This window comes from Nitrospira sp., from assembly GCA_029194675.1.
GTDB lineage: Bacteria > Nitrospirota > Nitrospiria > Nitrospirales > Nitrospiraceae > Nitrospira_D.
Genome location: JARFXP010000002.1, coordinates 1,190,787 through 1,211,299 on the forward strand (window position 1 = coordinate 1,190,787; position 20,513 = coordinate 1,211,299).

At 54.9% G+C, this 20,513-nt stretch carries 15 protein-coding genes and 1 pseudogene; 9 read left to right on the forward strand and 7 right to left on the reverse strand.

Annotated elements, in window-relative coordinates; translation table 11 throughout:
• Nucleotides 1-32: 32 nt before the first annotated feature.
• The 5 genes and pseudogenes from P0120_14600 to P0120_14620 all read left to right on the forward strand — a co-directional run bounded on the left by P0120_14600 (nucleotide 33) and on the right by P0120_14620 (nucleotide 2,753).
• A complete protein-coding gene (locus P0120_14600) occupies nucleotides 33-188 on the forward strand; it encodes a hypothetical protein (protein MDF0675550.1) in 156 nt (51 codons plus the stop codon).
• 268 nt (nucleotides 189-456) lie between these two features.
• Nucleotides 457-801, forward strand: coding sequence for a hypothetical protein (locus P0120_14605; protein ID MDF0675551.1), 345 nt, complete (start codon nucleotides 457-459; stop codon nucleotides 799-801).
• Between the two features lie 270 nt (nucleotides 802-1,071).
• Nucleotides 1,072-1,326 carry a DUF433 domain-containing protein gene (locus tag P0120_14610; protein ID MDF0675552.1) on the forward strand — a complete coding sequence of 85 codons (255 nt, stop codon included), beginning with the start codon at nucleotides 1,072-1,074 and terminating at the stop codon, nucleotides 1,324-1,326.
• Between the two features lie 42 nt (nucleotides 1,327-1,368).
• Nucleotides 1,369-1,728 (forward strand): DUF5615 family PIN-like protein, encoded by a 360-nt coding sequence (locus P0120_14615; protein ID MDF0675553.1) that lies wholly within the window; start codon nucleotides 1,369-1,371, stop codon nucleotides 1,726-1,728.
• 377 nt (nucleotides 1,729-2,105) lie between these two features.
• Nucleotides 2,106-2,753: pseudogene (locus tag P0120_14620) on the forward strand (IS630 family transposase).
• A 58-nt stretch (nucleotides 2,754-2,811) separates the two neighbouring features.
• Here P0120_14620 and P0120_14625 read toward each other — a convergent pair.
• From P0120_14625 to P0120_14635, 3 genes are all read right to left on the reverse strand, one after another.
• Complete coding sequence (locus P0120_14625; GenBank protein ID MDF0675554.1) at nucleotides 2,812-3,972, reverse strand: hypothetical protein; 1,161 nt, start codon at nucleotides 3,970-3,972, stop codon at nucleotides 2,812-2,814.
• Nucleotides 3,973-4,487: 515 nt separating this feature from the next.
• The gene (locus tag P0120_14630; GenBank protein MDF0675555.1) at nucleotides 4,488-6,227 is read right to left on the reverse strand and encodes a hypothetical protein; all 1,740 of its coding nucleotides are present in this window, start codon (nucleotides 6,225-6,227) and stop codon (nucleotides 4,488-4,490) included.
• Nucleotides 6,228-6,795: 568 nt separating this feature from the next.
• Complete coding sequence (locus P0120_14635; GenBank protein ID MDF0675556.1) at nucleotides 6,796-9,972, reverse strand: BTAD domain-containing putative transcriptional regulator; 3,177 nt, start codon at nucleotides 9,970-9,972, stop codon at nucleotides 6,796-6,798.
• A gap of 191 nt (nucleotides 9,973-10,163) precedes the next feature.
• On the opposite strand from P0120_14635, the gene P0120_14640 reads away from it, so the two are divergent.
• Nucleotides 10,164-10,373 carry a hypothetical protein gene (locus tag P0120_14640; GenBank protein ID MDF0675557.1) on the forward strand — a complete coding sequence of 70 codons (210 nt, stop codon included), beginning with the start codon at nucleotides 10,164-10,166 and terminating at the stop codon, nucleotides 10,371-10,373.
• A gap of 161 nt (nucleotides 10,374-10,534) precedes the next feature.
• Here P0120_14640 and P0120_14645 read toward each other — a convergent pair whose 3' ends face one another.
• Both P0120_14645 and P0120_14650 read right to left on the reverse strand, forming a co-directional pair.
• The gene (locus P0120_14645) at nucleotides 10,535-11,128 is read right to left on the reverse strand and encodes a DUF3365 domain-containing protein (protein ID MDF0675558.1); all 594 of its coding nucleotides are present in this window, start codon (nucleotides 11,126-11,128) and stop codon (nucleotides 10,535-10,537) included.
• A 992-nt stretch (nucleotides 11,129-12,120) separates the two neighbouring features.
• The gene (locus P0120_14650) at nucleotides 12,121-15,345 is read right to left on the reverse strand and encodes a BTAD domain-containing putative transcriptional regulator (protein MDF0675559.1); all 3,225 of its coding nucleotides are present in this window, start codon (nucleotides 15,343-15,345) and stop codon (nucleotides 12,121-12,123) included.
• Nucleotides 15,346-15,502: 157 nt separating this feature from the next.
• On the opposite strand from P0120_14650, the gene P0120_14655 reads away from it, so the two are divergent.
• Nucleotides 15,503-16,003: a hypothetical protein gene (locus P0120_14655; protein MDF0675560.1), complete on the forward strand. Its 501-nt coding sequence runs from the start codon at nucleotides 15,503-15,505 to the stop codon at nucleotides 16,001-16,003.
• A gap of 298 nt (nucleotides 16,004-16,301) precedes the next feature.
• Here P0120_14655 and P0120_14660 read toward each other — a convergent pair whose 3' ends face one another.
• Both P0120_14660 and P0120_14665 read right to left on the reverse strand, forming a co-directional pair.
• Nucleotides 16,302-16,520, reverse strand: coding sequence for a type II toxin-antitoxin system HicB family antitoxin (locus P0120_14660; protein MDF0675561.1), 219 nt, complete (start codon nucleotides 16,518-16,520; stop codon nucleotides 16,302-16,304).
• 98 nt (nucleotides 16,521-16,618) lie between these two features.
• Nucleotides 16,619-17,293 carry a DnaJ domain-containing protein gene (locus tag P0120_14665; GenBank protein MDF0675562.1) on the reverse strand — a complete coding sequence of 225 codons (675 nt, stop codon included), beginning with the start codon at nucleotides 17,291-17,293 and terminating at the stop codon, nucleotides 16,619-16,621.
• 223 nt (nucleotides 17,294-17,516) lie between these two features.
• On the opposite strand from P0120_14665, the gene P0120_14670 reads away from it, so the two are divergent.
• The gene (locus P0120_14670; GenBank protein MDF0675563.1) at nucleotides 17,517-18,773 is read left to right on the forward strand and encodes an MFS transporter; all 1,257 of its coding nucleotides are present in this window, start codon (nucleotides 17,517-17,519) and stop codon (nucleotides 18,771-18,773) included.
• A 210-nt stretch (nucleotides 18,774-18,983) separates the two neighbouring features.
• Entirely contained in the window at nucleotides 18,984-19,508 is a 525-nt protein-coding gene (locus tag P0120_14675) for a hypothetical protein (protein ID MDF0675564.1), read from the forward strand.
• Nucleotides 19,509-20,513 lie beyond the last annotated feature (1,005 nt).

Here is a 20,513-nt window from a genome sequence, read left to right on the forward strand (position 1 = left end):
AGCCGAGTGGCGCGAGTTTCGGAGGCTGTATCATGTGCGAGCTAAAGCTCAAAGAGCTCACAGTGGATGCCGCCGGCACGGAGCGCCTGCGGCAGGAAGCCCATGAATCTGTCCAGCGCTGCGCGGCAGCCGATAGACGAGAACATAGGGAACTCGCCCGGGCTGCGAGCTATAGACGTGAATGGTAAAACGTTACGCGCGAAAAGTTTAGATCCTTCTGCAACTCGTCCAAGCTTTTCCCCTGGGTATGTACTCCTGGAGTCCCAGGCACAAAATCCACATACAAGTTTGCTTCTGCTGGATCGGGCGGCCCCGCCTTTCCTGACCGGGAACCTGCTGTTATAGGCTTAGCAAATCCTGCGCTGTCGTGGTCTTGCCTGCTTTCTAATGACGAGTTGAGGCTATGGCAATTAGGCGCTATATTACACACGAAATTTATTGCTAGGAGGTTTCACTATGGCCGTCGCGTACAAGAAAGATGAACTGCTCAGCGCGTCGAAAGTCGCTCGGTGCTTTGGAGAAGTATTGGCCGATCTGAGCGAGAAGCGCCGTCGTCGCGTGGCTGTCGTCAAAAATAACCATCTGGACACCATTCTCCTTCCCGTCGAAGAGTACGAAACCATGGCAGAGGCCCTTAGCCTCCTGGAACATCTCGAGATCTACCGCCGGAACAACGCCTTGCGCTATAGCGTCACGCTCCCGGCGGACGCAGCTGACGACTTTCGCCGCCTCGATGGGTCCCTGAAACAACCGGTTGCCAAGCAACTCAAGAAGATCGAGACATCTCCCCCTCCTTGGTGAGCATCGTGGAAATAAAGCCGGCCTAGACCTCACAGGCGACTACACGCTCTATGCGGCGAAGAAGGGCATCAGAATCGTCTGCCGTATCATCGAGCAAGAGGTGATCGTGGAAATCGTGGCGATCGGCAATCGCGAAGAACTGGCGGTGTATCGCAGCGCCCAGACCTGACAAGCCATGGCATCGTCATCAGGGCTCATATTATTTGACCCATTCCAAGCGTCCAGGGTACTCTAAGCCTGTCGATTCCCGGAGCAATCGAGATGCCGAAAGTGCTGCACCCGCATGTCACCATGGACGCCGCAATCTGTGGCGGACGTCCACATGTCGCAGGAACCCGCTTCTCCGTCCATCGTGTGGTCGAGTACGTGCTGCGTCAAGGCGTCACGCCGGAGGAACTGCGAGCAGCATTCCCCCATCTCACGCTGGGAGCCATCTACGACGCCCTTGCCTACTACTACGACAACAGGGACGAGGTCGACGCCGAAGCGACCGCCGATGCCGCGCTGGACGTCGAGCGTGGGTGAGATCCCGCGTCCCGCTCACCTTCCACCCGCTCCGACTGTCGCATGAAGCTGTACTTTGACGAACACATTCATCCCCTCGTCGCCGTCATGCTGCGCGAACGGGGAATCGATTGCCGTACCACTCAAGAAGCCGACCATCTTGGACGAAGCGACGAAGATCAATTGCGCTATGCCACGGCACAGAGGCGCGTCCTCGTCACCTTCGACCGGCGAGACTTCTTGATTCTCGCCCGCCAGTGGGCCGTCATAAACCAGAGTCATGCCGGACTCATTCTGTCCACACAATGCCCTGTCCCGGAATTGGTTCGCTATCTGCTTCGCTGCCATACCCGTCATCAGCACGAAGACCTCACCGACCACATCCTCTGGCTACAGAACTACAAAGAACCGCTCAGCCTGTAACGGCCGCCGCGTCCTGCTCGCCTCGTCACGCTGTTTGATGGGATAAACTCCGTCGTCTCCCGCGGTGCCTGTCCCAGTTCATCTTGTTGGACGTGCCGCGGATATACGGCCTCGGCTTTGGTGATGCACAGAACAAGACCCCAGAGAAATTCGCCGATTTCACAAGGGGTGGGCTGCTGGACAAGGCGATCTAGTCCGACCCCGGCCTGGGATTGATGGAACCAATTACAACGCCTTTGGGCTTCCCGGTCTTGGACGATGGTGTGCAGACAGTTGGCGTCATCGCCCCCTCACTAACCTGCGCGTACCTCCTGCCGTCATCCTGACGCAGCACGAATAAAAGGTATCCGACCCCCATTTAATCCAAGCCCCATCGCCTCAAACGGTACATGGCGTCGGACGATCCGGACTTTGAGCGTAAGGCGGCGGATATCATTGGGCTGTATTTGAATCCGCCCCAGCATGCAGCCGTCTTCTGTGTCGATGAGAAGACCGCGATCCAGGCGCTGGATCGGCTGGATCCCGTGCTGCCGCTCTCGCCCGGACGGGCGGAACGGCACGGTTTTGAATATGCCCGACACGGGACGCTGTCGCTCTGCGCCGCGTTTGACACGCGCAGCGGCACGGTGCTCGGCCGCACCGCGGAGCGGCATACCTCGGCCGAATTCGTCGCGTTCTTGACCGAACTCGTGGCCCATCAACCGTGCGGGCAAGCGCTGCACGTAATCCTCGACAATCTCTCCGCGCACAAGACCAAGCTGGTGGAGGCCTTCTTGCGCGACCATCCGACGATTCGCTTGCATTTCACGCCCACGTACTCCTCCTGGCTCAACCAAGTGGATCTGTGGTTCGCCAAGATTGAACGGGAGGTAATCACCCGCGGTATCTTCACATCCCAACAGGATCTGAAGCGGAAGCTCCTGCGATATATTCGGCATTACAACAAACGGGCGCAACTCGTGAAGTGGAAGTATGCTGATTCCCGGCATCGAATCACTCCCACTTTGTCTGTTACAGGCCACTAGTACGCCGTCTCAAGACTCGTAAGTGGATTCTTAAAGCACGGCGGCCTTCCATAGGTCTCTAACGCCACACCTGAATACGACACTGAAACGATCCAGACCCGTTGCCTGGAGCGTTATCGTTGGTGCGAAGGATGAGCGGCAGGGCGTTCTGATGTGGATATGCACGGCGGCTGAGCCCCGTTCCTACATAAAAGAACGGTTCTGTGCCGAAGCGTCCGACCAGAGAAAATGGATGGGCATCCGGTTGATTGATATAGGGAGAGGCCGGATTCGACTCAATTCTGTCCATCCATCCTTCAGGCCCATTGACGCCAGTGAACCATACGCCGGCCCAGACGGTTCCCGACCCAGAGAGCTCAAACTCATCCCCAGGCTGCAGTGTTACTCCCGTTGCCACTCCAGCCGACGATTCTGGCACCGACACCATCCTATTCTCGATCAGAGTTTTCTGCGTCCATAGCGTGATAGTGCGTTGCGCAACAGCACCCATGTTGCCGGACGGAATATTGATCCATTCATTCTGGGTCGAAAGATACGAAACACCAATCGTATAGCTTCCGACGACATTCCCAAAACTGGGAGCACGACGGGTGATAAGCCGTTGTTGGCCTGGGTCCAGTCTGGTGAGACCCGGTTCGCCTGCACCCAGCAGATTATCTAAATTTTGACCCTGCGGTCCGCGGACCCACACATACAGTTGCTGAAACTCGGCTGGATACTCTCCGATGTTCCTGACCACTACACTCATATCCAGTGGACCACCAACGTTGGTATTTCCAGAGGGTTGGAGATCGATCCCCTGGGTGACCACCAGATCGAGATAGGGAGGGGCATAAGGAGGCCTCTCTCCCCAATTGTAGACGTCTGTAAAAAAATATCCTCGATAGGTCTTATAGGTGGTTTGTGAGTCTGTTGTGATGGCTTGTACGCCGACGGCTGGAGAGACTGGAACGAGTTCACATTCCTCGTCCGGGCGATTCGGATCATAGATGTAAAGCTTCTTTGGGTTTGTTTCGAATCCATAGCACAGCACCTGGTGTCCTGCTGTGGGACCTCCTGCCATACTCCATAGGCCTAGCATGGCAGGACGTCCCATCATGATCTGACGACGTACGATTTCGAACTCGCTGTTGATTGCCCAGTTGTGAAAGTCGTTCGGCCCAAACCATGGGAACACCACCCAGCGGGTAAACATGAGGCTGGTCAACAAGCTATTCATTTGCCTGTCAAAAATATAGGTCCGCAGTCGGGATCCCTCAGCTGGGAGCGGCTGATTATTTGATTCAGGGGCAGGGGGCAATACCTTTGTGCTATGCGTGGGGATTGGCAGACCGGCCCGCCAATAGTCGAGCGCCGACATGCTCATACCACCACATAGCCCCTCAGTCTGCACACCATTGATAACCCCCGGTAGAATGCGATTAACAAAATCATTACGGAAATGATAGCCATGGCGCTTTGGGTGGAATGCGAGCTTAGGCATGGTAGGTCCCTTTCTCTATAGGGTGGAAGATGTGCGAGTCAGTACTAGTTGTTAATGGCCTTGGTTCACTTGTACGAGTGGCCCTGATTTCCTCGTAGCTAAGTAGCAAACAGAAGCATCTCCCGAAAGGGGTTTAGGTTACCGTAACAGATGCACGGAAATTCCCGCTTACTAGCTATATCCAGAAATTCGTACCGTCCCTCAGTCATTGCACTTAGGATCCAATTGGGCCGTTGCAATCATGGTTCATCTTATGGGGCTGACTCCACATGGAAAAACAACGCGCAATGGTCTGACCAGAGTCGTTCGATTGGTCCTCCTCCACTCGGAATTCCTCCTGGCGCATTCTCGGCGCAATTTGGCACAGGCAGCACTTCAGGCTTCTTTATGTAGGCCCTCTGCTTGGATGGGAAAATGGCCTCCCTCCCCACTAGTGCTCCCATGACCTCCGGCGTCCATGTTGCCACTCGAAAATCTGGAAAGTGAGCCTTTACATCACCCTCACCGAGATTGAAATCTCCTACCAAAATAGGCGCATAAAGACGCGCTGGTGAGGAAGCTGCAAACCGCTTTTCCACGGTAGTGACTAACGATGTCACATTTTCGACTCCTGGCTTCGGTGTCATAATGGGCGAGTGGACCCAGCTAAAATGGACATTATACAGGTGAATAAAATTGCGCGGCTGACTAATCAATTCGAACCGGCTGAAGGCCGCATCGAACGCTCCGTCCGGTGATCCACCTTGACGCTGGACCCATGTAAACCCACTTGGTGTGGGGCGGTCGCACTTGTCAACCTGAGGAATACCGTCTATGAAATTTGTCACATCTGTGCGACCTGGAGCCATGTTACAAGCTGGTAAGCTGCGTCGTAGGTGTGGTCCGATGATTTGGCCATCGTCATGAGGGACTGCATCAGAAAAAGCTGTTGCAAGGTCATTACGGAGCCGCGAGGCTCGGTAGAGCAAGGCCCTGGTCCCCCACACTTGACATCCACCCAACACGCCACCGCCTATGCCACAGTCTCCTAATGCCCCGTGTACTTTAGAATCGACTAGATACGCAATCCGGTATTGTTCCCCTGTCGCGTCGCGAATCGCATCAAGCAGCAGATCTAACGCCGTATAATCCTGGATTGTTTCGAAATTGGTTGGACACCATATCCATCCGACTGCTTCTTGTAGAGGAATAATATCGGGCCTATTCCCCGTCTCTTTCATCCAAGTAGCAATCCGACGAAAGCGATCCTCCCACCGCACTCCGGTTCGACAGGGAACATCCACCACACCGCGGAGGTTGATCGTGAGAATGGAAATACCAAGAGATTTGTCTGCAACCCATAGTTCATTCCATGCCCCACCCACTCTTATGTCACTTCCCTGCCTGATGAATTGGATGCCCTGGGCAGGCGTGACGCCACAGAAGGACCCACGATGGCAGATATCGCTTGCCTCCCCTGGTCCAAACACGCCATTCTCATCTTGGCCCCAATCGAGAATGCCTAGATGCATGTATTCTTTAGCCCCCCACTTCCCTGACCCAAACCACACGGACCCATACTTACTGACGCAGCGAACTCCTCGGTCTGTAATGCTGGGATCAAGTAGTTGCGCGTGGTATTCATGGAAGTGCTGGCCACAGGTTTTGATCTTTGAAAGCAGCTGATAGGAAGTAGTATCAACACGTTTCCATACTTCTTTCCACACACCATCAAGATGAATTTCATTGGGAGCAGGCCAGTTTCCAACGATTTGCTTCAGCCTAATAATAGTTGTTTGATCAGTTGTGTTATCAAATGTGTGGGGAGGATAGGCATTGCCAAATTTTTCCCCATTTCCGAAAATATCAGCCACCCCAATATGCGGCAACTCTGCACTGTTAAAGGCATAACCTACGTGGCGATAGGTTCCCTCTCCCCAGTCTCCTTCCCCATACCAAGCGAAATCGTACTGGGCGGGTACAGCTGGATTTCTGGGGGGCCACATTTTCACTTTGACGCATCGAACTCCTCTCCCGCGTTGTCCATTTGCTGTATAGACTTCATACGTAAGGAGATGAGGCCCACACGAGAACTGAGAGAATGGGCGAGGTTGTGAGGGAAACTCACGCTGGGCCAAAGCTGGAGAAACATAGGAGACAAAAACTATCAGCCCTATTAAAGGCCAACTGATGCTACTCATAATGAAAGCGATTGGTTTTTTCATTAAAGTCGACGCTAAGCTACTTCACACGCCCTCATTTCTTGCTGACCTGAGCTGTGTGATTGGCACAGTAATACGTGGCTCCACTTCTTTGGACAGAATCTGTAAGCTCATAAGTAGCGCCTGGCTATCTGCATCTACTCTACGGCGTCATTGGCCGTGTTGTCTGACTCATGAAATACTCTTGATGCAGCGATATACGCTCGTGCCAGGGGACAATTAGGGGGACAAATTCGTTTATTACGCATTCTTGACTTTCTTGATACCAAATGATGGGGAAATCGTTGTCCAGAAGTTGGACAGATCTACTGAACTCGTCTACTGGAGAAGCCTTCGCTTCCCAAAGGAAGATTTGCCGTCAATGAGTGAGGCTCTGTCCAAGGCGGAGGGTTTCAGAGGAAAGGTCTCCGTTTCCCCATCGATGATAGGCCTTTACGCAAGCCTGATAGTACCGTCGCGCATCGGCTTGGCGGCCTTGCGCCATGAGTAACGGAATCAGCCATTGATAGAGAGGTTCGGCCAGAGGATCGATTTCGATGGCTTGTTCGAGAGACTGAATCGCTTCTTCCACTTTTTCTGCAGCTACAGCCTTGTCGCAGTGGCGGTTCACGAAGCGAACGAATCTGGTTCGTTCTTGATCTCGCCGAGACTCAGCCCAAGCCGGAATTTCCTCAGGCCCGAGGAAGGGGCCGTTGTAGAGCGCCATGGCTTGCCCGTCTTCGCGGTTGGAGTGCTTGTCGAACGCCCACACATCGACCCAGCAGAGGTTCGGATTCAGCGAGATCTTGCCGTCTTGCCACTGAATGACATCGTCAACGGAAAGAAGTTTGCGCAAACGGGCGATCGATTTTTTGAAGTTCTCCTGAGCCGTGTCTCCATCGGCCTCTGGCCAGAGTGCATCGACCAAGCGGGACACCGGCACGTCGTGCCCGCCGAAGGCAATGATCGCAGCCAGTAATTCCAGCAATCGATGGGGCGCCTTGCGTTGTTTCCCCAGCGGCTTGCCGTCCACCTCCACCGCCAGTTTCCCGAACGTCCGAATCTTGATCCGCCAGGGCCAGGCGTCGATCAACCACGCCCCCGGTGGGGGGGCGAACCGACGTTTCTTGATCATGCGTTGCACGAAGGGTACGTGGATCCCGGCATTCAGAGCCTTGGCGCATAGCTGTGCCATCATTTCTGGCTGGCATCCTGTATACTGCATCAAGCCTGACGCCTCTCCGATCGCGAAGGCTTTCTGGAGCGCAGCGAGACCCGACGCCTCATCATCCCGATCAAAAGCCAGTTGCGCGGTCAGCATCCATACTCCGAACCGAATGACATCACTCTGCATCCGATCACCGATCTCTATGACCCGTTCAATCCATTGTGTCGCCCTATCCTGTTGACCAAGCTCACGTAAAGCATGAGCCCTGATCACTCCATTGACGCCCTCACCAAACATGTTTCCGCCTGCCGCTGCGATCAACTCGGTTGATAGTTGGATATGTTCTAACGCTTCTTGAAAATCGCCCCGTAAAAGCTTGAACCACGAAAAGAAGTGTTCAAAATGGGCTCGATGAATTCCCCCAAGTCGTTCAGTGGCGGCATCGACTTCTCGCAAGAGCGCTTCCGCGGCAGACAAGTTCCCAGCCAGTAATTCCCCGGCCACCCCTTGGCTGATGATGAGACCGTCCCACACATGAAGGCCCGATCGGCTCCCCAACTCTCTTGCCTTTTCGACGTGCATACGGCATAGATCGAATTCGCTGTCGAACCAGGCAAGGGTTGCGTTGGTCGCATGAGAAAAGATGGCAGTGATCGGATTCCACTGGCGCCCATACGAGTGGGGAGAGGATTGTTCCAGACTTGCTCTGGCCGCAGCGATATCCCCGAACCACAGATAATAGATTTCCGTCATGTACCGGGAGCCGGTTTGCATGGCCGGCGGCAGTTGCTCGCTCAGACTGACCGCCCGATCCAACCACCTCCTCGCATCACTCCTGTGCGGCTGGGTTTGCATGATGGCACCCGCCATGCAGTCTGCAACGTGAGCTTCGACCTCAATAGATGGATAGGACGCACCTTCTGTGTGGATGCTCGGGAACAACTCCAATAGTCTTGTGATCCGACCAAGGCCGGTCCACCGTATCAAGACCGCCCGGACCGCTCCACACCACGACAACAAGGCGCCAACCTGTTCATCCTGCGCGCAAAATTGCGCCAGCGTATTGTCAAAGATTTCGTACGCTTCGTCCGGGTTGAATGACACCCTGGTGGTTGCCAGCCAGAAATTCAGCCAGGGGATTTCGTCGCGCACCGATTCAGGCACGCTGCGTATCCACATCTCCAAAGTTTGACTACGTCCTGCCTCGATCAAGCCGTTCGCCTGCGCCAGAATGACCGGCACCAGCCCTTCCCAATCTTCCGCTGCCTGGAGCAACAGCACCCCGTCCTCGATGCGACCGGTGCTCACGAGCAACTCCGCCGCTTTCCGCTGGAGCGATCGGAATTCAATGGGACCCAAGACCTGCTGCGCCCGATGCAGGAGAAAATCCCGGAAGAGTGGATGGTACCGATACGACGGGTCTGCCCCCTGACGACGCTCGGTGAAATAGCGCCCGGCATGCAGCGCCAAGAGGATGGCGCCGGCGTGAGGCAGATTCGACAATCGTTCCGCCAGCGGCACGCTGATATCGGACAGGACTGATGTTCTGAGTAACAACTCTTGTTTGTCAGGCGTGAGCCGTTCCATGATCTCACTGGCCAGGTATTGAAAGATGGCCTCCGGGGCATCTCCCATACGATCCAGGGCCGTGGCGTAACGGCTTTTGACATGCTCCAGCGTCAGCATTAGTCCTGCTGCCCATCCTCCCACTCGATGGTAGACCTCATCAACAAACTCTTTTATGGTGCGGTCTGCTTTCCGTTTTAAATGCAATTGGATAAGTGCCTTTGCTTCGTGCCTAAAGAGGTTCAGCGGTTCAGCACCGATCTGAGTCATTGTTTGATTAGATTGCAGAGACGCCATCGGCGGTGGAGGATCCAGACGGCTCATCACAATAATGGAGACGTGGGCCGGTACCTCCTGGAACGCATGGGGTAACAATTGATGCAGCACGGACTGATCTGGTACCTCTTGATAATTATCCAGTACCACGACGCAGCGTCGGGGCATGCGCGCACAGAGCTCTTGAAAAAACCGCCGGGTGAAGGTTGGCAGCCCCAGCGCATACTCCGGGGTCAGGGCCGGCAGCGGTTTTCGAAATCTCGGCGCCAACGTCCTAGCACCGAGGCTGAGAAAGTGAAAGAAGGAGGACGGATCGGCGTCGGATTCATCCAGCCGATACCAACAGACCGGCAAACGCCGCGCCTTCAGGTAACTCGCTATCAGCGTGGTCTTTCCTGATCCGGCCGGTGCCGAGACCCAGGTAATAGGATGCGTTCGAGCATGGTCGAGGAGCCGAAAGAGTCGTGGCCGTTTAAGCACCACCGGGAGCGTCGGCGGGGTCAGTTTGGCCAGCCTGGTCTTTTGGCTCTTTCTTCGTTGCGTCACGGTTACCCAACACCCGAGGATTCGAGGAGGGCCTAATCTTCCACAGCATCCCCAGAAACACAAGTCCACGGCTCATGTGATGATTGATTCTTCGTAACTGAAGCTGTTAGATTCCATCGCCTCTGTGCGATGTTTTGATTTGTTTTCCAACTTCAACCAAATCTCTCGTCTCTCCCGCATAGCAACTATCGGTGTTCGCCGACTACTTTTTTGGTTCTTGCTTTCCTGACCGTTGTTTCGAGTCTTTTTTTCCTCAAGCTGGTCTCGCCGATGGATTCCGCAATCCGTTTCACGATGCTGCGGCCATCGCCCAGGGCAATGCCTTCGCGGCGCAGGCGGACAATGCCTCGGCAGTCTTCTACAATCCAGCCGCAATGACGCACCTGCGTAATGCGGGCTAGGTCGGGCCTCACAAAGGAATGGGCTGCGGGGTGAGACTGCCCAGTCCTCTCTCGACCTGGGACTTGCTGTACGGACGGAGCAATTCCTGTGCTGTCGTCGGTGCGAACCCTTCAATCCACAGAACGGTTCAGCACTATGGTTCTTCGAAACCGCTGGGCGGCTACTGCGCCAACTGAATACTGACCACGATCGCACCCATGACGTCATTAAGCTTGAAGTCCCGCTTCGGGCTGTCGGGATGGGCATTGTGGCAACCGGCACAAGACTGAGTGACGGCCAGATCTGCATAGACCGCTTCAAAATATCGGGTATCACCGACATTCGTGACGCCCTTGTAGGGACGATCGGGATTCGTCACGACGGCGCCGAGTCCGATACTTTCAAGCGCGTTCGCCACCACATTGCGTTTGTTGATCGGCCAAGAGCTGATCAGCCGGTACTGCACCCCAAGGCCCTTCTTGCCGACGAGGCGTCCGGATTCCTTGAGGAATTGGATCGGAAGCGGCATGGTGTTTTTTTCCTCCCATTTCTCCGACACCGCGACGACCCCTTTCGTTTGCATCCGTTCCACGGCATGCTTGGTATACACCTCGCGGTCAGCCTCGACGACCGCGTGGATGTAATCGGCCACTAGCTCGATCGGGATGTTGACTGATGTGGTTTCAGGCAAAGCGCGAGCCGTCCACAGCACCGTCGCGCCTCCTATTGCACATCCCAGTACGGCTCCGCACAGCAATCTCTTGGAGGATGTCATAGAGACCTCCTTGTTGTGCGCGCGAATGGACCACCTTTCCGGCCACACCTCGCGAGCAGATGAATTGTGCTACGATCGTAAGACGAGCGGTTGTGGGCGTGACTGGACGGATGAGGATGATTACCGGATCAGTGCGGCAACGATCATGAGGGGAGCGGACGGATTTTATGGAGCAGTGCGGGTTTGAAAAATCTCCATGCCGTTCGACAGTCCGACGCAGCCATTCCCGCATCACATCACCTGGGTAGTACGCGTAGGCGAGAACACCTCGCCCACTCATTTCGGCAGAATACTCATATCTTCTCATCGCGCGGAGGACAAATAGAGGGACACATTGGACCGGAAAACATTTCTACCTCGGCTTGCGCTTGCTACTACGTAGAAATGGCAAACTCCGTGCCCTTGCCGACACGCCACGCTTCAATCCGCTGAACAGCACAACCACCGTATAACTCACTCCGTTTTGCAGAAACTCGCACAGCCAGACCTGGCCCTCCTCAGCCGACCGACTAGAACAGACCGAATCCGAACCGATACAGGTGAATCCAATCTGATTCGGGTGACGCGCCCACGAGTTCGTGACCCCACCGTATTTCATTTTCGCCGGACGGCCACAGAGCAACCGTGAGTTCATGTTCCGATCATCGAACTCTCATCCGCGTCAGTTCAAGGTCATCGACTTCTCAATACTGCTCCGTATTCATGCCACCACGCACACACCAGACATAAGTGCGGCCATGCTCGTAGCGCCTGCGGTGTGCATCGATTGCATGTGATCGATCATTGCTTTGTCTCCAAGTGTCTTTTTCATAGCATGCGAATTTGGACACATAGGGGGACACATTGCCGTTCCAGCCCTTCATTTTGTTTTGAGGGAACGCGGCATGAGATATGAGTGCCAATTTTTTGACGGCGACTGCTGACGGGGCAGAGTCAGGTGCGCTTTTGCTAAAAACAAACAGGATGGTCATAAGCTGAAGAGGATTAGCGGATTAAGATGCCGAAAGGTTCTTGGCGAGGTGTTGCATTTCCACGGAGGGTTCTCTTCCAGCCATGACCACTGCCTTATGATAGCGAGCTAAGACATGGTTGGCTTCGTCCAGGCGCTCTAAGTTGAGGAGAAATCTGATCAAGTGTGGATAAATCGGCTCAGCCAATGGATCGGCTTCCAGTCCATTTTCCAAACAGGTTAATGCTGCTTCATCCTGTCCCCCCATCTTCTTCCACTCACTCACGTGCTGTATTGATCGTTCAAACTGATGTCTGAGGCGTTCTCTGCTGTGATCGGCCCATTCATAAGCACCATCTACTTCGAGGAATGGCCCTCGGTACAGGGCAATCGCCTGCTCATAGCGTCGGCTTTTTGCATCGAGTGGAGCCTGTCGATGCATGGAATCGTCAGCGCCGTTGAGCAGGGTCTGAAATGCCAGGGCATCCACCCAGCACACTTGTCGATTCAACGACACCCTATTTCCCCCGACTTGGATGAGGCCGTCGTGATTTAGCAAACGGCGGAGGCGTTGAAGCGTCTTATGAAAGGTCTCCTCGCCCGCGTCGCCCTCTGCATCCGGCCACAAGGCATCGATCAGCCGTGACGTGGGAATGTCCTGGCCACCAAAGGCAATCATCGCCTTGAGCAAATTCAGTACGCGGTACGGCGCTTTTCGGCGCGGCGGCAACGGCCTGCCATCTACACGAATCTCAAAGCGGCCCAGCGTATAGATTTTGACGGGCCAGGGCCAGGTCTCGTTTGCCAAAGCATCGGCGTTGGGGACCAGTCGGGTTTTACGAATCAGATCCTGCACGTAATCAACCTCAATCTTCGCTTCTAACGCCCTGGCACAGAGGTGGGCCATGTTTTGCGGCACTAACCATGGAAAGAAACTGAACCGACCTTGCCTGCCAATGGCGAACGCCTTCCGTAGGACCGCTAGCGCTGCCTCTTCGTGCCCCCGCTCGAATGCAAACTGTGATTGGAACAGATTTCCCATAAATTGGAGCAGGCGGCTTTCCATGTCTTTCGCAACAGACAGCGCTTGTCCCAGATATTTGTCCGCCTGCTCCTCTTCACCGAGGCCCTGTAATAATTCAGCAGCTGCGCAGCTGAGAAGCGCTTTGGGATAAGGGCTTCCTCCTAATCCTTTTACTTCCAACCCTTCCTTGATGAACTCCCACGCCTTTCTCAGATCTCCTTTAACTCTCATAATCCATGCCCGCAAATACATGTAATTCGCACGCATTATATGAGCGGGGTGCGTCACTAAGGGAGCACTTTGTTTGCGGTATTGCTCAGCAGAAATCACATCTTTCCGAAACAGCGAAGCGTAGATACCTGCTGAGAGTAGAGCCACGTCAAGCACATACACCCCGGTTTTCTTGGAGATCGCGAGCCCCTGCTCAACGAGACGCAAAGATTCCTCCGGATCTCCGCGGCTCCAGTCTACCATCACTCTGTTTGCATAATAGACCACGCGCATCAAGGGCGGGCTGGTTTCGGATTCGGCGGCAGATTTCAAGATTCTCGAATATTTGTCGGCAGACTCTATATCGCCGAGCCACGTTAAGAAACTGCCCAAAACAGCTACGAAAAAAGAATACTTCTCCACGTCTGGCACTTCCTCAAGAACATGCTTTGCGCGATCAATCCACGGTGCAATAAATGAGGATTGCGGTCGTCTCCACATCAATGCCGTCACCATGGAAAACGTGAACTGGATCTCGATCTCCTTTGAAGGGAAGGATGCGTCAGGCGATACTGTCTCCAACATGATATCGATCCAGCGATCGAATCGGCTGTTATCGATCCATGAGAATTGGATCGACGAGATGATGCCGGCTAACGTCAGCAGCTGGCCTGCCCTATTGCCGTGCGCCTTGAACAGCTCGAACGCTTTCTCAAAAATTGCTTCGCTCTCGACTGGAGCAACCGGCAAGCGGCAAGCGGCCAGCCAATAGGAGAGCCACGGTTCTTGCTCGAAATAGGTGGTCGGCACCTGCGCAAGCCATCGTTCCAACGTTTGGCTGCGCCCCTCCTGGAGTAACTCCGGACCGCGAGCAAGCACAAGCTGAATGAGTTCTCGGATCTGGCCGGCCTCCGCATACAGCGTCACAGCATCTTCAACTCGCCCCGCTTCTTCCAAGATGGAGGCCGCCGCTCGTTGAATTTCCGTCACTTCGTCGGCGCGCAGAATGGCTTTCCCGCGAGCGCGCAAGAATTCTCGAAACAGCGGATGGTACTGGTAAAGATACTCGGTTTCAGCCCGCCGTTCGGTGAAATAGCGGGATTGATAGAGCTTGGCTAGAATGTCGCCCGCCATCGTGTTTCCGGTCAGCCGGGTGGCCATGGCCGCCGTCATGTCGGGCAGAAAGGCCGTCTGTATCAAAAACCTTTGCATCTCCGGGCTGAACCGCTGCATCACCTCTCGAGCCAAGTAATCGAAGATCACTTGAGGACTCTCCCGTGAACCGATGGGTTGCTGCGCGCGGTCCGCTTTGATCTGTTCCAGCTGGAGCACCAGGCCTGCCACCCATCCTTGCAGTTTGTCATGCAATGTCATGAACGTAGGTTTTGGCGCCTTCTTTGATCCCATGTGCAACCGCACAATGGCTCGTGTCTCGGATTTGGTGAGCCGCAGATCCTGTTCATCAATAGAGTGGATCTGCCGAATCGCTTGCAGCCGTGCGAATGCCGGTGGCGGCAACGCGCGACTCATCACCACCACGCCGATCTTTTCAGGTAATGCCTCAATCCCCAGCGCCACCGTCTCATGAAGGAGAGAATCCACGGGCACTTCCTGATAGTTGTCGAGAATCAGGAGCGCGGGTCGCTTGAGTCGCGCATAGAGGTGTTCGAAAAACCGGCGGGTGAACGTCGGCAGTCCTTGCAAGTATTCGGGGGTCAGATGAGGAAGAGGCCTTCGATATCGCGGCGCCGCCTGCTTAGCCACAAGACTGAGATAATGAAAGAATGTGGCAAGATCGCGATCTCCTTCGTCCACCTGATACCACAAGGGGCGGATCTTGCGGGCGCGGAGGTAGCTCGCGACAAGAGTCGTTTTGCCGAATCCAGGCGGCGCATTGATCCAGATGACAGGTCGCGTGCGTGCTCGATCGAGCAGCCGATACAACCGGGGACGTTCTACTATTGCAGGAAGCCTAGGCTGGCTAAGTTTAGCTAGAAAAATAGACGGCTTGCCGGACCGAAGCACCCGTGCCATTTGGCATCCTCGCACTGATCGGCCACAAGGCGATCCCATCATGGCACGGCTGCCCCAGCAACGCAACATGAAACATTGACTCCTTATAGATAGTTATCTTAGCGACTCGTATTCCAAACTCTGAGCACCCGTATTGAGTCTATGCCAGTAGGTCAAGATGCGGATACCATATTGCGGAACACGCATACGGTGTTTGGTTCTACTGAGTGATGTTCTTGTCATTCTGCTTGGAAACCCCTCAGTTGTCCGTGCCGACGGGATCCGCAATCCCTTCCAGGGGGCAGCCGTCATCGCACAGGGAAATACCTTCTCCGCCCAAGCGGACGACCCTACGGCAGTCTTTTATAATCCCGCCGGGATGACACAGCTGCATGGCGTTCAGCACACGGCCGGCGTGCAATTCGTGAGCGTCAACACCTACTTCACGAGCCCGACCGGTGTTTCGACCAGAAATGAGCAACATGGAAGATTTTTAGGCCTTTTGACCTGTAGATCAGAGGCAGGCTTCTTCGGCAGGAAGGCCTTGGGAATTGATGTGGCGTACCAGGCTCTTCTGTTCGAGTCTCGAACCGTCACCGGCAATCCGAATCCCACGGTGAACGGCACCTACCAGACCACCACCCACGCCGGCTCGATTACGATGCGGGGCAACTTCTAGCAGGCCTCAGAATGTTCAACGTGAAGTGAATGTCAAACGAGTCCGGCAGCTTCTCTACGATCCAACCATCAGAGTTTTTCTAGTTCGTGACGAAATTGTTCAGGCGTGCAATCGATCTCGCGAAGGATTTCACGAATCAAGGGGCGGGCCAAGTCGCTACCCGAATGATGCGGCAGCGTCGTTGTGCGTCCATCGGGATGACGGTAAAAGACATGGCTCCCTTTCTATCTGACCATGGCAAAACCCAGCCGAAGCAGGACCTTTTCCATCTTTTGGGAATCGACAATGGGCAGCCGGCTCACCCGGCGACCTCGATTTGCTGGAGTCCGACAAACCGTGGCAGATCTTCACCGGCATCTTGAGATTCTTCAAGACATAATCCAAGCACCTCTTTCAGGTTCTTCTGCAATTCGTCCAAACTTCTCCCCTGCGTATGTGCCCCTGGAATCCCAGGCACAAAGCCCACATACAAGTTTGTTTCCGGGTCCCATTCCAAGTATGCAGTAAACGTCTTCATGCAGCACCTCCCTCACGGCGCTTATCCCTGTACCGACTTGGCAACGATAGCAGATCACGTCGGAATAGTGGAGAGGGAAGGTTGACCCTTGAGCGGCACTAGCGTCTCTCGTAGAACAGCTCCAGCGCCGAGGCGATGCCATGCGTACGACCGTTGCGAAAGGCCGTTTCGAGACGATTTCGCAGTGCTCGAATCCCGCTCTCATCGCCGCGCTTCGTCACGCCCTGTGACACCATCATCTCCAACGCCACTTCAACCAGGCGTTGTTTTCGCGCCTCCATTTCATCCGTCACGAAGTCACCCATGATCGCTGACGCGCGCGTAGTGACCACATGCTCCAGAAATGAGTCGTATCCCTGCTCGACCACAGTCTGTTCTCGGATAGTGACCAGCTCCGCCTTCACCCTCTTCACATCTTTCATCAAAATCGCGAACAATTCTTTCCTGCCTTCGTCGAAGAGCTTCTGCTCCATTTCATCGAGGATAACGCCGGAATCGACCCTTTCAGCGCGCGGCTCATCCCCCCAAGACAAACGGTCGTAGCTTCTCCTTTTTTCAGGGTCTCCGACGATCTCATACGCGATATTGATCTCTCTGATCCGCTCGTCCGTGTCCGCTCTGTGAGGATTCCGGTCTGGATGGTTTTCAAAGGCCAGCTTTCGATAGGCCTTCTTGATGTCATCGTCAGATGCTTCTCGAGAGACGCCGAGTACCTCATAGTAATTCATCCGTGGCATGGGAAGGACTATAGCATGCGGTTTCGCACGCTTCACCCGCCTCCTTCGAAGCCTTGAAGTAGGAGAACACGTTTCAGTGAGGCGTCGCCGAAGAACCAACAACCACGTCTGCCAAGCCGTGTGGCTCCGCCTTGACAGTGATGGAGAACCTCCTTAGCCTTGCGCAGCGCGAGCGGTTTATCTGGTTTTCAGGTCTACTTGGTCCATCTCGTCAATTTCGTAGCGTGACTGGGAGGACGCTATCTCTCCGACTAGCAAATTGTCTTGGTGGAGCGGCGTCACGCCTTATCAATGGCTCGTCCTCTTCGTAGCCTGGCTGGGCTGGGTCTTCGATGCGATGGACGCGACGATTTATGCCATTGTTTTGCATCCGGCCTTGCACGATTTGCTGTATACGGCTGGTGGCCCGCCGACCGCTGAGCAGATCGGCTGGTACGGCGGCATCATCTTTTCCATTTTCCTGATCGGCTGGGCGATCGGCGGCATCACGTTCGGCGTTCTGGCTGATCGATTTGGCAGGACGAAGATCCTCATCGCCACGATCATCATTTACGCCGTCTTCACCGGCGCCGCTGCATTGGCGGAAACCTGGTGGCATCTTGCAATCGCCAGATTTCTCACCGCGCTCGGCATCGGCGGGGAATGGGCGGCAGGCGCTGCCATCGTGGCTGAGACCTGGCCTGAAGAAAAACGCGCCAAAGCGGCGGGGATTCTCCAATCGGCTTGGGCCGTGGGGTTCTTTTTAGCCGCCACGATGAATCTCACGTTGAAGGAGACCTATGGGTGGCGCGGGCTGTTCGTGATCGGTGTTCTTCCCGCATTTATCGCCCTCTTCATCCGCTGGTGGGTCAAAGAGCCGGAACGTTGGTCCCATGCACATGAGAAACGCGCTATCCCGCTGACAGCTATCTTTGATGGTGATTTACGGCGAGCCACGTTGGTGGGTACCACGCTAGCCTTTGTCGCGGTATTCGGTCTCTGGGGTTCGACATATTGGGCGCCGACCCTGATTCGTGAGTTGCCGGATCTAAAGGGACAAGACCCTGTGACGCTCACCAAATACGTCAGCTACGCCACGATGGCTTTGAACGCCGGAGCGATCTTCGGCTATCTCGGCTTCGGCCCGCTTGCCGAGCGCTTCGGCCGGCGGCCGGTGTTTGCCCTGATGTGCCTGGGAAGTCTTATCATGCTTCCGGTGACTTACTTAACTCCTTCAAGTTACACCGGCGTCTTGATGCTCTTACCTATTTTAGGATTCTTTAATAATGGGATTTTCAGCGGTTTTCCGATCTATCTGCCGGAGCTCTATCCGACGAAGGTGCGGGCCACCGGAGCGGGATTCTGTTTCAACGCGGGACGTGTTCTGGCATCAGCCTCTCCATTTTTAACTGGCTGGCTCGTCACAACACTCGGGTCTTTTGGCCGCGCAGCTAGTACCATTGCCTTAATCTATCTGCTTGGATTAGCTGTCCTTTTATTCGCTCCAGAGACAAAAGGCCGGCGCTTACCAGACTAGCTTTTCTGTAGTCCTTGACTTTCCATTCTCACAGCTTATCTAACGACCATGGATACAAAACAGACTCCCCGAATGCTTACCCATGACGAGAGAAAAGCGGCCGAAGCGGCTTTTGGAGGCCGGCCGTTTAACCCAGAGTGGTCCCAATCTGCCAGAAAGGTCTATGAAGGGCTGATCCATGCTCTTCCAGCTCTGCCGGATGAGACTGTTGTGACACATGATCAGAACGCTGCAAGCAATGATTTGTCTACCGAAGCGGCTCCAGCGTTACCAACCACAGAGGAACCGAAACTCGAAGGCCCGATTGATCCGGGCAAAGCGCTCGAAGCACGGACCGACATTCCAGCCAATCAATTGATCACAAATCGCCAACAGGCGATTCAAGCCGGATTCCTGATCGATGTGTCGATGGATGCGCAAAAACTCGGACTGACCTTCCCTGTCACTGTGACGAAACCTCTCTGGGAAGTCGGGATCGCGCCTGGTGAGTCGATGTCGGATGAGGAGAAAGCTGAGCGATTGCGCGATGTGTTGATGGCGTTTCGACTTCGCATTGCCAGCCAGACCACACTCTCGCCGCTGATCGACTTTCCGGCGATGCTGGCCCTGCCGCCCGGCGGCGTGCCGCAGCCGGTGCCGTTGTTCGCGTTGATTCAACCGGACGAACAAAACCGCGCGGCCGCTACTCTTCTCCTGCCAAACGAAGTTTCCGCGACGATCATTCCGATGAACTGATCCGTCTCAGGCTCTCTTCAACTTCACCCGCCTACGCAGGAAGCCACGGCTGTCAAGCCGTAGGGCTCCACAGAGTCAAATCCAACTGCGGAATTCGGGTTCATAATCGACGCGGCGAATCCATGGTCCAGAGCATCATGACATCGCGAACTGCAGCATTCTCATCAACGAGTCTTCTTACCTGCGGGAAGAGGGCGCCTCATTATGCGTCTCGAAGTGCCTCCAGGTTGTTCTTGATGTGGCGGCCTACGATTTGCGGACTGCTACGGTTAGGCAGTCATTAGAGTTTCAATCCTCGCCGCCCTTGCGATCGGGCGATGGCAAGACCCGCCTACCCAAATGATTCGAGCCGTGCTCAGCAATGATGCATGGACAGTGGCCATGAACGGACCGCAGCATGTGGGAGAAGCTATGCATTAAAACAAGGCGTGACCCTATATCACTGCACTGACCAAACATTATCCCAACGCCTTCCGGGCCCTACGTGAAGGTCTGCTGGATGACTCCTGTTCCTTGTCATCGCGAGGTTTTGGAACAGCGAGCGCTTCGGTCTCCGCAGTACGCCGATTCTTGCGAACCAACGGAACGGCCATGAGCACGGCAGAACGGAACCTGTGTGAGATAAGGACTTTGCCATCCCGCTGGCCTTCGACGATCCTTTCTCGGGAAAGTCTCGCTCCACACGAATCTTCGCCCCGCCTCTTTCGCCGGTCGTGGCGCCGCGTGATAGCCCGATGCGAGCTGTCCCCTACGGCCTCAACCAGTTGGGGTCTACTTCAGAGAGTGCGGACGCCTAAAACTTAGGCAAGATGCTGAACAGACCATGATTCGCTGTGATGCGTGATCGCCACTCGACTTGTTCACAAGGTTATCCCCAAAACATGGGGACGACGGGCTACCTTTCTCCAGGAATTCTCAGCGGCGTATGTCGTGGTCAATAATCGTTCAGAAAGAAATGCGCCGTTTACAACCAGCGCCTCAGCTGACACATTGAGACAATTGTGC